Annotated in this window: 12 protein-coding genes, 1 other RNA gene and 2 pseudogenes; 7 read left to right on the forward strand and 8 right to left on the reverse strand. The window is 52.1% G+C overall.

Annotation, left to right across the window (positions count from 1 at the left end):
• Positions 1–14: 14 nt before the first annotated feature.
• From ACIDEJ_RS09680 to ACIDEJ_RS09695, 4 genes are all read right to left on the reverse strand, one after another.
• Positions 15–404 (reverse strand): cytochrome c3 family protein, encoded by a 390-nt coding sequence (locus tag ACIDEJ_RS09680; protein WP_411987865.1) that lies wholly within the window; start codon positions 402–404, stop codon positions 15–17.
• A 12-nt stretch (positions 405–416) separates the two neighbouring features.
• On the reverse strand, positions 417–1,934 hold the full coding sequence (locus ACIDEJ_RS09685; RefSeq protein WP_411987866.1) for a flavocytochrome c: 1,518 nt from the start codon (positions 1,932–1,934) through the stop codon (positions 417–419).
• A 276-nt stretch (positions 1,935–2,210) separates the two neighbouring features.
• Entirely contained in the window at positions 2,211–4,499 is a 2,289-nt protein-coding gene (locus ACIDEJ_RS09690; RefSeq protein WP_411987867.1) for a YgiQ family radical SAM protein, read from the reverse strand.
• A 149-nt stretch (positions 4,500–4,648) separates the two neighbouring features.
• Entirely contained in the window at positions 4,649–5,047 is a 399-nt protein-coding gene (locus tag ACIDEJ_RS09695) for an MAPEG family protein (protein ID WP_411987868.1), read from the reverse strand.
• Between the two features lie 163 nt (positions 5,048–5,210).
• Here ACIDEJ_RS09695 and ACIDEJ_RS09700 point away from each other — a divergent pair, with 163 nt between their 5' ends.
• From ACIDEJ_RS09700 to ACIDEJ_RS09720, 5 genes and pseudogenes are all read left to right on the forward strand, one after another.
• Positions 5,211–6,431: a threonine/serine exporter family protein gene (locus tag ACIDEJ_RS09700; RefSeq protein WP_411987869.1), complete on the forward strand. Its 1,221-nt coding sequence runs from the start codon at positions 5,211–5,213 to the stop codon at positions 6,429–6,431.
• Between the two features lie 99 nt (positions 6,432–6,530).
• On the forward strand, positions 6,531–8,141 hold the full coding sequence (locus tag ACIDEJ_RS09705; protein WP_411987870.1) for a BamA/TamA family outer membrane protein: 1,611 nt from the start codon (positions 6,531–6,533) through the stop codon (positions 8,139–8,141).
• An 86-nt stretch (positions 8,142–8,227) separates the two neighbouring features.
• Positions 8,228–8,464 (forward strand): annotated as a pseudogene (locus ACIDEJ_RS09710) (oxidoreductase); the annotation flags it as partial.
• A gap of 72 nt (positions 8,465–8,536) precedes the next feature.
• Positions 8,537–9,610 (forward strand): annotated as a pseudogene (locus ACIDEJ_RS09715) (IS3 family transposase).
• Between the two features lie 25 nt (positions 9,611–9,635).
• On the forward strand, positions 9,636–10,736 hold the full coding sequence (locus ACIDEJ_RS09720; RefSeq protein ID WP_411987871.1) for a hypothetical protein: 1,101 nt from the start codon (positions 9,636–9,638) through the stop codon (positions 10,734–10,736).
• A 34-nt stretch (positions 10,737–10,770) separates the two neighbouring features.
• On the opposite strand, the gene ACIDEJ_RS09725 is transcribed toward ACIDEJ_RS09720, so the two are convergent.
• From ACIDEJ_RS09725 to rsmI, 4 genes are all read right to left on the reverse strand, one after another.
• Positions 10,771–11,283, reverse strand: coding sequence for an ATP-binding protein (locus ACIDEJ_RS09725; protein ID WP_411987872.1), 513 nt, complete (start codon positions 11,281–11,283; stop codon positions 10,771–10,773).
• A 23-nt stretch (positions 11,284–11,306) separates the two neighbouring features.
• Positions 11,307–11,699, reverse strand: coding sequence for an ASCH domain-containing protein (locus tag ACIDEJ_RS09730; protein WP_411987873.1), 393 nt, complete (start codon positions 11,697–11,699; stop codon positions 11,307–11,309).
• 484 nt (positions 11,700–12,183) lie between these two features.
• Positions 12,184–12,540: RNase P RNA component class A (gene rnpB / locus ACIDEJ_RS09735), an RNA gene on the reverse strand.
• Positions 12,541–12,584: 44 nt separating this feature from the next.
• Positions 12,585–13,427, reverse strand: a complete 843-nt coding sequence (rsmI, locus tag ACIDEJ_RS09740) for a 16S rRNA (cytidine(1402)-2'-O)-methyltransferase (protein ID WP_411987874.1) — start codon at positions 13,425–13,427, stop codon at positions 12,585–12,587.
• A gap of 88 nt (positions 13,428–13,515) precedes the next feature.
• Between rsmI and ACIDEJ_RS09745 the strand changes: the two genes are divergently transcribed.
• Together ACIDEJ_RS09745 and ACIDEJ_RS09750 are read left to right on the forward strand one after the other, a co-directional pair.
• Entirely contained in the window at positions 13,516–15,396 is a 1,881-nt protein-coding gene (locus ACIDEJ_RS09745) for a penicillin-binding protein activator (protein ID WP_411987875.1), read from the forward strand.
• Between the two features lie 13 nt (positions 15,397–15,409).
• Complete coding sequence (locus ACIDEJ_RS09750; protein ID WP_411987876.1) at positions 15,410–15,736, forward strand: YraN family protein; 327 nt, start codon at positions 15,410–15,412, stop codon at positions 15,734–15,736.
• Positions 15,737–15,764: the final 28 nt, after the last annotated feature.

Consider the following 15,764-nt stretch of genomic DNA (forward strand, 5'->3'; position numbering starts at 1 on the left):
GTCAGATGATGTAATTACGCTTTGAAGTGACTGAACTTGAAGGTGTGGCAATCCTTGCACATGGGTTGTTTCACCGCGTGTTCCGCATGGCATTCCGTGCACGGCACATCCTTGCCGTAGTGCAGGTTGTTATGGGGGTTTTGCCAGACTTCATCCCCTTGCCTTGCGGTTTTCTGGGCCAGTTTGTCCACTGAGTGGCATTTCAGGCAGCTGTCATCCGGTGCGCGGCTAACAGGCTTGTCCACCCCGTGGCAGGTGGCACACTGGTGTTTTACATACAGTTGCTGGTGATAACTGCGCCCCATGATGTTGTCCTGGGATACCAGGGTATCGCCAGCAACGGCGGAAAATGACAGCGCCAGCATTGCCGCCACCATGGCTGAACCGGAAAAAAGTGATTTCATAGCAGTGCCTCCTTACGCGCCCATGATGCTGTGTGCTGCGGTCATGCCCATCACCATACACTCGGGAATGGCACAGCTCCCCAAACGGCTCACCCCGTGAATGCCGCCGCACACTTCACCGGCCGCATACAACCCCTTGATGGCTTTGCCGCTATTGCTGTCCAGCACTTCGGCTTTCACGTTTACCTGCACACCGCCTTGGCAGTAATGCACTTTTGGCCACAAACGCACCACGGTAAAGGGCGCCTGCAAGTACATGCCCTTGGCTTTGGCCATGCTCTTGCCAAACTGTTTGTCGTCTCCGGCTTTTACATAAGCGTTGTACTCGGCCACCTGCTGCTCCAGAGGCTGCAGCGGAATGTTGAAGCGTTTGGCAATGGCTTGCAGACTGTCGAATTTCCAGCCCACGTCATATTTCAGCACCTTTTCACAGGTGGGGTGTTCCTTGGCGTGAGCATAACTGGTGATCATGATGGGGGGCAGCGGTTTGCCATCGTTGTCCCGGCACGCCAACTCCGCATCCGCACGGGTTTTACGGTCGGCGATTTCGTTCATGAAGCGCTTGCCGGTCAGGCAGTTCACCGCAATGGAATGGGGGAAGTTAAAAATGGAGTAGTTGGACACATAACCAAAGCCGCCCTCATCCGGTGAAGCCCAAGGACCGGACTGAATATAGGCCAGATGCACCGGCACCGCGCCCAACCGGAACATCTCCAGCATCCCTTCGCCAGTAGCCCCCTTGGCATTGGTGCAGCCCACTTCGGCATTCAAGGTCGGGTCCTGTGCCATACGCAGGTTCACGTTTTGCGCAAACCCGCCAGTGGCCATCAGCACCCCTTTACTGGCTCGGATGTTAATCACCTTGCCACTTTGGGCATCCTCTTCATAAAAAGGGTAACGGATGCGAATGCCCGCAACCGCGCCTTGCTTGTCCAGCACAAAGCCTTCAAATTTGCTGCGGTTTTGCAAAGCCACGCCCCGTTTGCGGCATTCATGCAGCAGGGGCTGGGTAATGCCGGCGCCGCAGCTCACTTTGGTCTGGTAAGTGCGGGGGACAGAGTGTCCGCCCAGCTGTTGCAAATAGGGATAGTATTCCGCCCCGGCATCCAGTGTCATTTGCAAGGCATCTTTGGCATAGGTGGCAATGTGTTTCAGCAAAGCTTCGTCTGCCACCCCACGGCCGGATTTAAGCTGATCCGCCACCATGGTATCTGCAGAATCCTGCACCCCTTGCTGTTGCTGCAACGGTGAATTGGGCGCGGCAAACAAACCGCCGTTAATGGCGGAGTTACCACCATACACGGCCATTTTTTCGTAAATGGTCACGGCGTTGCAGCCCAGTTTGGTGGCTTCTATGCCTGCGGCCAAACCGGCAAACCCGGAGCCGATAATGGCGATTTCCACCTGCTCATCCCAGTGAATGGCGTCTGTGGTCATGGCGGAGGCCATGCCCGGGGTTGCCAGGGCCACGCCAGTGGCGCCGAGACCTTTGATAAAGTGTCGACGTGTCAAACAATCTTGCTTGTTCATATCTCATCTCCCTTAATCATGCCCACCCAGAATAGGTGTGGAATGACTTCCAAAATCGGAGACAAGAGAAAGTGCTGGAATTTCATGCACGCCAGATGGCGCCAACCCGGTGGGGAATATCAAAAATCCGCGGTGGATAACACGCTGGAGCCGCTTCCAATGCATGATCCAAGGCCCATTACCCAATCAACAATGGCGGCATGGCTAAAGCTGCATTGCACACATGCCCATGCAGGCGCCTTGCAGCGCCCACATCTGGCTTGCATCACTTGAGCATTAACGGGGTTTCTTGGCCGCCACAGGTTTTTTACCGAATACCGGCCTGGCGCCCGGCCGGGCCTTGCCTTTGCCGCCGCGCCGCTTGCCATCATGCCCTTGGGACGCCCCGCCATGCGGCTGGACGTTGCGGTCTGCCGGCTGCTGCGTCGTTTTGGCGGTTTTCGGCTGCTGGTTGCCGCTAAAGCGTGTCAACGCCTGTTGCCCCTTGGCCGGCGGTTTTTGTCCCTGCCGACGGGCAAACTGCTCGGCCCGGCCTTCAGGCGGTACCAGATGCTGGGGGCCGGTACCAATCAGGTCCTGGCGCTGCATCTGCACCAACGCTTCGCGGATCAGCGGCCAACCTGCCGGATCGTGATAGCGCAGCAACGCCTTGTGCAAACGGCGCTGGCGGCCTTTTTTGGCAACAAACACCTGCTCGCTGTCGTGTTTCACATTGCGCAGCGAGTTAATGCCGGTGTGATACATGGTAGTGGCGTTGGCCATGGGCGACGGATAAAAGTTTTGCACCTGATCCAGCTTGAACTTACGGGCCTTGAGCCACAGCGCCAGATTGAGCATGTCTTCGTCGGTAGTGCCGGGGTGGGCCGAAATGAAATAAGGGATGAGGAACTGCTCTTTACCCGCTTCCTTGGAGTATTTTTCAAACAGCTCTTTAAAACGGTCATAGGTGCCCATGCCCGGCTTCATCATTTTCGATAACGGCCCCTCTTCGGTATGTTCCGGAGCGATTTTCAGGTACCCGCCCACATGGTGTTTTACCAACTCCTTGATGTAGCGGGGGTCTTCAATTGCCAGGTCATAACGCACCCCGGAGGCAATCAGCACTTTCTTGATGCCGGGCACGTCACGGGCGGCGCGGTACAGGTCGATGGTGTGCTGATGATCCGTATCCAGATGCCCGCAAATGCCGGGAAATACGCAGGAAAGTCGCCGGCAGGTCTTTTCGGCTTTTTCACTCTTGCAGCCCAGACGGTACATGTTGGCCGTAGGGCCGCCAAGATCGGAAATCACCCCGGTAAAACCGGGCACTTTCTGCTGGATGTCCTTGATTTCACGGATGATGGAATCCTGTGAACGGTTCTGGATAATGCGCCCTTCATGCTCGGTAATGGAGCAAAAAGAGCAGCCGCCAAAACAGCCCCGCATGATGTTGATGGAGGTTTTGATCATGTCATAGGCAGGGATTTTCTGCTTGCCATAGGCAGGATGGGGAATGCGCTGATAGGGCAAGTCAAACACGCCGTCCATTTCATCGGTATTGAGCGGAAACGCCGGCGGGTTGACCCATACACCCCTGTCGCCGTGCATCTGGAACAAGGCACGGGCGCAACCCGGGTTGGTTTCCTGATGCATCACCCGCGAAGCATGGGCATACAAAAAGCGATCATCACTGACCCGTTCAAAGGCCGGCAGCAGCACATAGGTTTTTTCCCAGGGCTTGGGTTTGGGCGGCTGCACGGAAACGGCTTGGGGGGCGTTGTTGTCAAACACCTTTACGTTGCTGGGGCCTGAAAGGTTCTGGCAACCCACATCATCGGCGCCGTAAGGATTGGGGATGGGGTCGATTTTATGCAGCTGGTCAATCTTGCGGGAGTCCACCCCCTGCCACAGGGGCAAGGCTTGCTTGCGCAGCACTGCGGTGCCGCGAATGTCCTGCATCGATTCCAGGGCTTCACCCTTGGCCAGACGCTGGGCCACTTCCACCAGCGGCCGCTCTGCATTGCCGTAAATCAGCATGTCGGCCTTGCTGTCAAACAGCACGCTGCGGCGCACTTTGTCCTGCCAGTAATCATAATGGGCAATCCGCCGCAAGCTGGCTTCAATACCGCCAATAATCACCGGTACATCCTTAAAGGCTTCCTTGCAGCGCTGGGTGTAAACCGTTACCGCCCTATCCGGCCGTTTACCGCCCTCATTGCCGGGAGTGTAGGCATCATCCCGGCGCAATTTGCGATCGGCAGTGTAACGGTTAATCATGGAGTCCATGTTGCCGGCGGTGACCCCAAAAAACAGGTTCGGGCGGCCAAGGCGCATGAAGTCATCTTTGCTGTGCCAGTTGGGCTGGTCAATAATTCCCACCCGAAACCCCTGGGCTTCCAGCATCCGGCCAATCACCGCCATGCCAAAGCTGGGATGGTCCACGTAGGCATCACCGGTGACCACTATCACATCGCAACTGTCCCAGCCAAGCTGGGCCATCTCCTTGCGGGACATGGGCAAAAAGGGAGCCGGCTGCAAATCGGCGCGATAACGGGGGTAACGGAACAGACTGGACTCAACGTGCATGTGCATCCCACCAACAAAGGTTGAACAATAAACGGCAATGGCTTCAGGGGCGCGGAGTATAACAGGCGCCCCCAAGTAAGTGTGAACAGTTTTTCAGCAACGGGCGCTTTTGCCGCCAAAGTGCCCGGGAGCCACCAGCCATAACAGGCTCAAGCTTCCAGAAACAGGATGACATTCAGCAAGGCCAGCGCAATCATGACACCCCAGGTGCCCAGCATCCCCAGCAAGCGGCCGATGTTTTCACCGCCCTTTCCCTGGGCCAGGCCAATGGCATGCAACAAACGGGCAGCCAGGAATATGGTCCCCAGCAGATGCAGCCAACCATCATGCACGCCGTTGGCTTCTGCCAATATGAGCAACAGCATTCCCAAGGGGGCATTTTCCACCAGATTGCTGTGGGCCCGTCTGGCCAGATACAGCTCGGGATGATCACCGTTTCCCACGCCCACTTTAAAGCGCACCCGCAGCTGCACTACCCGGGCACTCAAGAACAGCGCCAGCAATGTGGTCAAGGCACAATAAAATCCTGAAATATAAAGCGTCATCATGTTTCTCCATTGATGGTGAGCAAGCTATAACATCCCTTAAATAACCTTAGGTAATTTAATTTTTTATGTCATTATTCCCTTTGCATTAAATTCCTTTAAAATGCGCGCCAAACCCGCATGGTGCGGTGTTAACAACCTTGATTCAGAGCTACGGGGCACCCGGGTGGACACTCAGGAATTTTTAGAAAAGCGGCGGTTTATCATAAAGCTGGGCAAGGCATTACACAAATTCGGCACGCCGGCATACCGACTGGAAACCCACCTGCAAACAGTGGCCAACACCCTGGGGATTGACGGCTACTTTTTAATTTCGCCCACCTCCATGACCTTTGTGCTGCAACACGATACGGACCAAGAGTACAACCATGTGGCCCGGGTTCGCCCCGGTGAGCTGGATCTGGGCGCTTTGGCGCGTACCGATGCATTGGTGGAAGAGCTCCACAGCGGCCAGCGCACGCTGACGGAAGCCTTGCAGCGCCTGGATGACATTGCCGAGATGCCCAACCCCTATGGCCCGCTGCTCACCTTGGGGGCTTATGGCTGCGCTGCGGCAGCCTTTGCCATGCTGATGGCCACCAGCTGGAATGATGTGTTCTGGTCAGGCATGGTAGGGCTGGTGGTGTATTGCCTGGTCTTTGCCGCTGAGCATTCCAAGCGCATGGCCGAATTGCTGGAGCCGCTGGCGGCCACGGCCGCCGGTGTAGTGAGTTGTGCCATTGCCCAGATAGACCCGTCGATTAACATTCCCGTGGTGATCCTCTCCGGCATCATTGTGTTCATTCCCGGTCTGGCGTTAACACTCGGATTGGCGGAGTTGGCCGCGCGCGACCTGATGTCGGGCACCATGCGCATCATGGATGCCATGATGGTGCTGTTTAAACTCTACTTCGGCGCGGTTTTGGGGATTGCGGTCGGTAATGCCATTTTTGGCCAATATGTGTTTATTGAGCCAACCTCATTGCCCCGGGGCGCCAGCTGGCTGGCGGTGCCGTTATTGTCATCGGCGCTGGTGTTTATTTTCAAGGCCCGCTTGCAAGATGCCCCATGGGGGATTCTGGCAGGGGTGCTGGCCTTTGTGGCGGCCATTTTGGGCGGCATGTACCTGGGGGATTCGCTGGGCATTTTCTTCGGGGCCCTGGCAGTGGGCATTTATGCCAACCTGTTCTCCCGCTGGGCCAAGGCGCCCGCCTCCATTGCGCTGTTGCAGGGCATTGTCATTCTGGTGCCCGGCAGTAAAACCTACCTGGGGCTGAGCGCTTTTGTCTCCGGCGACACCCTGTTGGCACAGCCCCATCTGGGCGCCCAGCTGTTTTTAATTTTCATGTCGCTGGTGGCCGGCCTGATTTTTTCCAACGTGGTCATCACCCCCCGTTCCACTTTGTAACTGGCGGCATTCGCGCTCAAGGAGATCAGTCTTTCCCTGAAAAAACAGCTATGATTCAATTAGTCAGGAGCATAGGGTTGTGATTGGGGGAAAGGCTAAATGCATTATTACCAGTGGTTACTGGCAACAACGGCTGTCGCACTGTACAGCCACACACTCACCGCCCATGCCGCGCCGGCGGAAGATAAGGCCACAATTGCCGTGGGCGCTATTCAGGTGATCAGTAATCCGATTTTTGACGAATCAGCTTCCAATGCCATTTTTTTACATCACTGGGCCAACGCGCTGCATGTGAATACCCGCGAATATGTCATTCTGGATCGCCTGAGCTTCAAGCCAGGTGACGTAATCACCCAAAAACAGCTGGAGGAAGCCCAGCGCATTCTGCGCAAAGAACCCTATCTCCGCGATGCCCAAATCACCCTGCTCCCCGCCCGGGATGACCAACCCCAACCCCGTCAAAAATTGCTGGTGAAAACCTGGGATCAGTGGTCGCTCCTGCCCACCATTGACTGGGGACGCAGTGGCGGAAAAAACCGTTACGCCTTCGGGATCAAGGATGACAACATTCTGGGCACCGGCATACAAACCCAAATGGAATACCAGTCAGATGAAAACCGCACCGGGTATAAATTCGATTTCAAGACCCCCCTTAGCATCATCAAGAATTCCCATATGGCGGCCAGTTTTTCAGACAACGATGACGGCAAGTCCTCTTGGCTGAAATTTGACAAGCCCTTTTACACCCTGATGGACACCCGGGCCTACGGCGTGGAATACCGCAGTTTGGATCGTACCAACACTTTTCGTCAAAACGGTGAAGATCTGCAGCAATACAAGGAAAGCCTGGACTTTATGGAGCTTTACTGGGGCATGCTGCTGCAACAACATGAGAATGTGCATCAGCGGCTGCGGCTGGGGGTAACCCGGGATCGCCACGCGTTTGCCCCGGAGCCGGCACAACCGCCTGAGCCGCTGCCCCAGGATAGGGAATTCATTTATCCTTGGGCCGAGTGGGAATACCTGCAAGATGATTATCAGGTCATGAGCAATGTGCACCTGATTAATTTCAATGAAGACATCAACCTTGGCTGGCACCATAAACTGCGCGTGGGACTGGAAACCCATGATGGCAACAATCTTGGGTATCACCTGTACTGGCAAACCCATCGCGGTTACGCCGATGATAACGAGCTGCTGTTACTGGCACTGAAAGCCAGCGGCATTTTTGCCACCGCCCATCCCGATTACTACCAGCTCAGTGCCAGCGCCGAATACTTCTACCGCTTCAACCATAAGTGGTCCGCATATCACCGGGTACGATTACTGAGCTCCCACAACAACTTTCGGGACAGGCCGGCCGCACTTGGGGATGAAACCGGCATGCGGGGCTACCCCAATGATTTCCAGCACGGCGATAAACAGTGGTTAATCACCAGCGAGCTGCGCAATTACCCCAATATCAACCTGTACCAGCTGGCAGAGCTGGGCTGGGCCGCTTTTCTTGATGTGGGACAGGCCTTTAGCGGCCCGTTGGCAGAACACAACGAAATATCCCGCCCCCTTGGTGCCATTGGCATTGGCGCTCGCATTTATTCCTCCCGCTCCAGTTATGGCAACGTGATCCACATCGATTTCAGCCTGCCCATGAGCAAAGGCGAGCATGTTAACGGCTGGGAGTGGCGCTTTGAGGTAAAAAGCCATTTCTGAAAAAACCTTGCCATTGGCCGTTGCAAGGCGCATACAATCATCCCCTGCTGCCGCGTTTTTATTCCGGAGATAAGAGGTATTGGTTCATGGTTAAACTTTTCAGCCCCCTGCCACTGGGGAGCATCACCCTGCCAAACCGCATCATTATTGCCCCCATGTGCATGTACAGTGCCGATAACGGTCAAGTGCAGCCCTGGCATTGGCAACACTACGGTAATCTGGCCCAATCAGGGGCTGGCATGTTAATCATGGAAGCCGCCGCCGTTGTGCCAGAGGGGCGGATCACTTATGCGGATGTAGAATTGTGGGATGACGCCTGCCAGGGTAATCCCCCCGAAAATTAACAACTGTGAAAAGTAGAATTTTCTCGTAAAGTTAGACGCAGGAGATTCGACATGAAAATATCGCGATATACAGACAGTCAAATCATCGCCATTCTCAAGCCAGCAGAAGTTGGCACCCCGGTTCCTGAGCTGTGCCGCGAACATGGCATGAGCAGCGCGACCTTTTATAAGTGGCGCGCAAAATACGGTGGCATGGACGCTTCCCTTATGGCTCGAATGAAGGAGCTTGAAGAGGAAAATCGGCGCTTGAAAAAGATGTATGCCGAAGAGCGCCTGAAAGCAGAAATCATCCAGGAAGCCATGGCAAAAAAGTGGTGAAGCCCTGTGAGCGGCGAACGCTTGCTCAGCAGTCAGTGGCGCTTCACGACATCAGCATTCGCTTTGCATGCCGAGTGTTTTCCGTCAGCGAAACCTGTTATCGATATCCACCGAAGTTGTGTGACGAAAACGCTGAAATTGCCGATTGGCTTATCAAGTTGACCGAAGCTGAGAATGATTGGGGCTTTGGCCTCTGCTTTGATTATTTGCGCAATGTGAAAGGCAAAGGCTGGAACCACAAACGCGTTTATCGCATCTATTGCGAGTTGGCACTGAACTTACGCATTCGTCCCCGACGACGGCTACAACGTCACGCACCAGAGCCGTTGAAAGCACCGGTACGTGCTAACCAGGTCTGGTCTGTGGATTTTATGCATGACCAATTGTCTGATGGTCGAAACTACCGTTTGTTTAACGTGATTGATGATTTTCGCCGTGAAGGACTCGCCATTGAAGTAGGCTTGTCATTGCCCGCATTACGCGTGATAAGAGCTGGAGCAGTTGTGAGAACAACGGCCAACACCATCTGTCATTCGCTGTGATAACGGGCCTGAATTCATCAGTTTGGAATTTGTTAACTGGGCTAAACAACATCAAATCCGGATTGAGTACATCCAGCCGGGCAAGCCTCAACAGAACGCGTATATTGAGCGACACAACAAAACGATACGTTACAGTTGGGTCAGCAAGTACTTGTTTGAGTCCATTGAAGAGGTACAAGATTATGCAACTCAATGGCTTTGGTTTTACAATCACGAAAGGCCACACAAAGCCAACCATGGGCGACCACCTTTAATGGTCGTTTAACTTCTATTTTTAACTGCGGTTAAAAATGGGAGGATTACCCCACCTAGTATTTCAGGAGACATCAAATATGGAAAACTTAAGGATTGAGAGATTTGCCAACGTTAACTTGGATGACCCATTTTTTGACACCCTAAAAGAGAGTTACAAAGAGTTTTCAGACTGGTTCAGAAGGAAAGCTGACAGTGAAGCATTGGTGCTCTATAACGATGAGAAAGGAATCGAAGGTTTTCTTTACTTCAAGTACGAGAATGGTGTCAACGACGATACAATCCCTCTGCTACCTGATACGCACCACATGAAGGTTGGGACGTTTAAGTTCAATCCACAGCAAACGCGAAGGGGTGACCGTTACCTAAAGAAAATATTTGACTACGCTTTAGCTAAGCTCCCCAAAGTCGATGATATCTACGTTACTGTTTTTGGAGAAAAACACAACTATTTAGTCGAACTCTTCAAGCATTACGGGTTTGAAGATTACGGAACAAAAACCACTCAGAACGGTGTTGAAAATGTACTATTAAGAGACTTAAATAAATTTACTGGGGACGTAGATAAAGATTATCCATTTGTGAATATCAATGGTAATAGAAAATATCTCCTTTCTATATATCCAGATTTTCATACTAGACTTTTCCCTGACTCTAAATTGTGTACAGAGTCTCCAGATATCGTAAAAGACATCTCATATTCGAACAGTATCCATAAAATATTCATATGTTCTATGCAAGATGTTCTTAATTTTAGAAGAGGCGATGTTGTTGTCATATATCGAACTAAAGATGGGAATTCAGCCGAATACACATCTGTAGCTACTTCACTATGTGTTATTGAGAATGTGAAACATATAGACGAATTCGACGATGAGGATGATTTCATAGATTACTGCATAAAATTTAGCGTTTTTTCTGAAATTGAACTTCAGCAAATATACAGAGAAAGAAGATATTGTTTCATAATAAATTTTACATATAACGCTGCATTCCCAAAACGGCCTATACGTAAGTATTTGGCTGATAATGCAGGCCTGCCACGTAATGCTTACTGGGGGGTAATGCCGCTAAATAATCAACAATTTGAGGCTATTATTGACCTATCAGAGCTAGATAGAAAATTTCTCGTAAGATAAAAGGTAAGGGGTGTCGTGATGTGTCACGCCCCCTTTAATCAGCCTTAATCCACTCTATCAGTGTATCAATTTCATCACCCGAACAATAAGTAAAATGTGGTAGATTACGACTTGAGGAAAACTCTATCGAACGCTTCAACTCTTTCTGTTGGAATTCATCAAGCAATGCTACATCTGGACTAGTACCATCTCTATGAATAAGACGATTACTAACTTCATTCGCATCACATGTAACGGTGACAACCTTCTTAGGGTTAATACAGTCAAAGACATCGTAATCAAGTTCAACGATACCCCCCATGCTATTGAGTAAGCAAAAGTGCCCATCCAAGGCGACTTTATTACACTTTAGCTTACTAATCCCCATTAATAATGATGATTGATTCTCCTTGGCATCCTTAACGCCTTTGCTTTTCTCAACATACTTTGAGTTAGCCTTAATAATGTCACTACAGGAATAAAAATCTAAATTCAAATGAGAGCTCAGCATTTTACAAAGAGTCCCTTTCCCTACACCATGAATACCAGCAATAAAGTAAATATCCAAAATGCTATCCTTAACTAAGATACTTAGCAAAAACTTCCAGAATAATCTAAATATTTGAACGATTGCGGAGCTTTAAAATCCACATCATTTTCGTAAGGGTCTATAGGCTGACTATATCTAGTCAATTCCTTAATCTCTATAGCGTATGCAACTTTTCTATTAACAAAGTACTCATCAAAAAATTCCTTTTCGATTCCTGACGCCTCTTTTGTTTCTTCCCATAGTTCTTCAGGACACTTTGCTAAAATATTTCCAATCTTAAACTCTCCGACGATCTTACCTTCCGGCATAGTAGAATATATAACAACAGATTTAACTTCTGGTCGTTTAAAAATCGCTTTCCTATATTCAAACAGTTTCTCACCCGAAAAAATCTTATCAACAAACTCTGGTTTTATTGAAAGTAAAGCTTTCATTTCTTATTCCCTAAACTAACCCATAGTTAAATGCAAAAATCCATATTTTACCTTCTAATTAAGCTAGTTAAATCAAACGCCAAACCACTGGTTAAAAAACAAATCCACTTGAATTTGCAAGCTAAGCTCACGCCACCCTCCAACTGGCTCACGCATTCTCAATGCCCCTTCTAACATAAAGCTACTTGGCAATACTTACGAAAGCCAGCTATACGCTCTGTTTATGTTAAGCATGTCGATGCATTTGGCAGTGTGGCATCACATCACTTACAAGTCATGTGATAATTTTAAAATCCCTACAGGGAACAATCAAATTGTATATAGTCTCTGTTTTTCCGACAATTGGAATAAGTCGTTGGGGTAGCCTATATCTGAAACAAAAAACGCCATTTCTGCATTGTAAATGTCTCACTTGTGTACCACCTTTTTACCAGCGGTTTCAAATAAAATCAAAAACAAAGCAAAAACAGCGTCTTATATTGTTTAGGTGAGTTGACCTATAAGCCGGGTCCTGTTCTCCCAAAGGGAGCGGCAGCCATTCCTCTAGGCCTGCAATCGCTCGCAGGCTCAAGCAATCTACCCGGTTCCAACGCGAGCCACGCCATAAGGAACCCTATTTGATCTTGCTCCGGGTGGAGTTTACCTTGCCACGGACTGTTGCCAGCCGCGCGGTGCGCTCTTACCGCACCGTTTCACCCTTACCGGCCCGAAGGCAGGCGGTCTGTTCTCTGTTGCACTTGTCGTCGGCTCGCGCCGCCCAGACGTTATCTGGCACCCTGCTCTGTGGAGCCCGGACTTTCCTCCCCGTTCTTGCGAACGCAGCGACTGCCCGGTCAACTCGCGGCGGATTATATCCCAGGTAGCGCCCAAGGCCAATTTTTTCTGTTACCAGCCCTGCTCCAAGCCCTGTTTGTAGAGTGCGTTTTTCTTCAGGCCATAAATGTCAGCGGTAATGGCCGCGGCTTTTTTCAGGGGCAACTCACCACAAAGCCGTTGCAGGGTGTCCAGTGCCTTGGCGGGAATGGCATCATCATCTGCGCAAACATGCCCATGGCACATCAGCACTATTTCCCCTTTCTGCTGGTTGGGGTCGGCTTCCACCTGTTGGCGGATTTCCCCTATGGTGCCGGATAAAAACGTCTCGAAGGTTTTGGTGAGCTCCCGGGCCATCACCATGGGCCGCTCGGCACCGAACACCTGTTCCAGTGCCGCCAGGCTGTACAGAATGCGGTGAGGGGACTCATAAAAAATCAGGGTACGACTGTCTTCTTTCAGCGATTCCAGCTTGTCTGTACGGGCTTTGTCTTTGGCAGGCAAAAAACCCTCAAACGAAAAGCGATCTGACGGCAATCCCGAGGCAGACAGGGCCGTAATGGCCGCACAGGCGCCCGGAAGCGGCACCACCTGAAAACCTGCCGCGCGTACCTGTGACACCAAATGGTAACCCGGGTCGGAAATCAGCGGCGTGCCGGCATCGCTTATCAGCGCCACCGACTCACCGGCTTGCAGTTTGTCAATGAACCACTGGGCTCTCGCCCGTTCATTGTGGTCGTGCAAGGCCATGGTACGGGTTGTAATATTGAAGTGACTCAACAGCTTACCGCTGTGGCGGGTGTCCTCACAAGCAATCAGGCTCACGGTTGACAACACCTCAATCGCCCGCGGGGTGAGGTCACCAAGATTCCCTATGGGGGTTGGAACAATATAAAGAGCAACGGACACGCTCATAACCACCTCGGATAACAGATTGTCCGGTCTTTCGCTGGACAACATAGAAGGTTAAACTAAGGCCAGCATCTTACCAGAGTACCGCCTTGTGTTGAAAAGCCAGAATCTCATTAAGCCCACAATTGCCGTTTTGCTGCTTGCCAGCCTCTGGGGGTGTGCCAGTGGCCCCACCCAGCCTGTAGCCCCGAGTGACCGTCAGGCAATTTCGCTGCAAACGGCGACACAAGCGCCAGCGGCCTATCTGGCCCAGGCAGCAAAAGCCAGCAATGCCCAACACCGGCAACGCTTGATGTTGCTGGCAGCCAAAGCGTATCTGGATGATAACCAGACCACCTCTGCCGCTGAAATCCTCAATGCCTTGCAGCATGAGCAGCGCACAGATGCCGAGTTGATGGCGCAATACCGCTATTTGCAGGCCAGAGTGCTGGAGCAGCAAGGCCAGCTTGGCGAAGCGCTGGGCCAATTGCAGTTTCAGTCCCAGTGGCAACTGCCCCAATGGCAATGGAATGATTATCACCAAATGCGGGCCCGGCTGTATGAAAAGACCAAACAGCCCTTGTTGCAAGCCAAAGAGTTAAGCTTCTGGAGCCAATACCTGCCGGCCACTGCGGCCCAGCAGCAATACCAACAGATATGGCGCCTGCTGAAACCGTTGCCGGAAACGCAGCTGGAGCAGCAAGCCAATCACAGCAGTGATGCCCTGTACCGGGGCTGGTTGCAGCTGGCCTATCTGGCCAAGCACTATGCCGTGGACCCTGCCAGTCTCATCAGCCATTTAAGCCAATGGCAGCGCCTCAATCCGTCTCATCCGGCGGCATTGCAGTTGCCACAAGACCTGCATCGGGCGCTTAACACCAAACCCTATCATCCCCGGCAAATTGCGGTATTACTGCCCCTTAGCGGCCCACGGGCAGAACTGGCAGCGCCCTTGCGCCAGGGAATAATTGCCGCTTATCTGGCAGAGCCGGATGAAAACGTCAGCATCAATTTTTACGATACTGCCAAAGGCGCCGACACCGCGTACCAGCAAGCCCTGACCCAGGGAAGTGATTTCATCATCGGCCCGCTGCTGCCCAATGAAGTGGATAAAATCCTCGCCCTGCAGCCGCCCAAACTTCCCCCGCAGACGCCTGCAACCGCCGCCACGGCGCCCATGCCAGCGCCTCAGTCATTAACCGCACCGCCAGAGCTTTTTCTGAACCACACCGCCAAGATGGTGGTGGATCAAGATAAATACTATTTTGCCCTGTCGCCTACCCAGGAGTCGGCAGATGCGGCCCAGCGCATGTATCAGGACGGGATTGAACGGCCCCTGCTGCTGGTCAGTAACGACAATATCGGCCGCCGGATGGCGGAAAGCTTTAATGCCAGTTGGCAGTCACTTACCGACGAGGCCGCTGAAGTCCATTATTTTGCACCGGATAACATGCGCGATACAGTACAAACCGCCCTTGGGGTCAGCGACAGTCAGCATCGCATCAAGCAGCTTCGCAGCGTACTGGGAAGTCAGATAAAGGCGGATTTTCGCTCCCGGCGGGACATTGATGCCATTTACATGATCTGCAGCAATCAGGCACTTCCACTGCTCAAACCCTATATCGACGTGAATTTCAGCGTGTTTGCCGAGCCCGTGCCCATTTATACCAGCAGCCGGGCACGCCAGCACGATAACCGCCAAACGGTGCAAGAGCTCAACAACATCACCATTAGCGATATTCCCTGGCTGTTACAACATGATGGCGACAGTACGGTAGCCACCTTGTGGCCAACCTGGGGCAGTACCCAAAAACGCTTGTATGCCATGGGCTTTGATGCCTTGCAGCTAGTGAACAAACTGGCGCAGATGCGCGCATTCCCGGGCTATCAATTCAGTGGCCGCACCGGGCTTATCTCGGTGGATAATGACGGCGTATTAAACCGGCAGTTGCAATGGGGCAAATACCGCCACGGAGTATTGCGCCCTCAGTAACGGAGCAGATGGCATGAGTAGCGGCAAGGATGCAGAACAGTTCGCCCGGCGTTATCTTGAACAACAGGGGCTGTCATTTGTCGAACAGAATGTGCGCTACCCCTTTGGCGAGCTGGATTTGGTGATGAAACAGCACGGCACCTGGGTATTCGTGGAAGTGAAATACCGTACCGGCCGGGGATTTGGCGGTGCATTACAGGCGCTGACCGCCGCCCAGCAGCAACGCATTCGCAAAGCCGCCAGCTGCTATTTGCAACAACATGACATTAGCGATGCCTGCCGTTTTGACGTGATAGCCATTGACGGCGACCAGGTAAATTGGCTTATCGCTGCTTTTTAACCCGTTAAAAAATCATCTTATTTAACCG

This window comes from Shewanella mytili (genome assembly GCF_046765975.1).
Lineage (GTDB): Bacteria > Pseudomonadota > Gammaproteobacteria > Enterobacterales > Shewanellaceae > Shewanella > Shewanella mytili.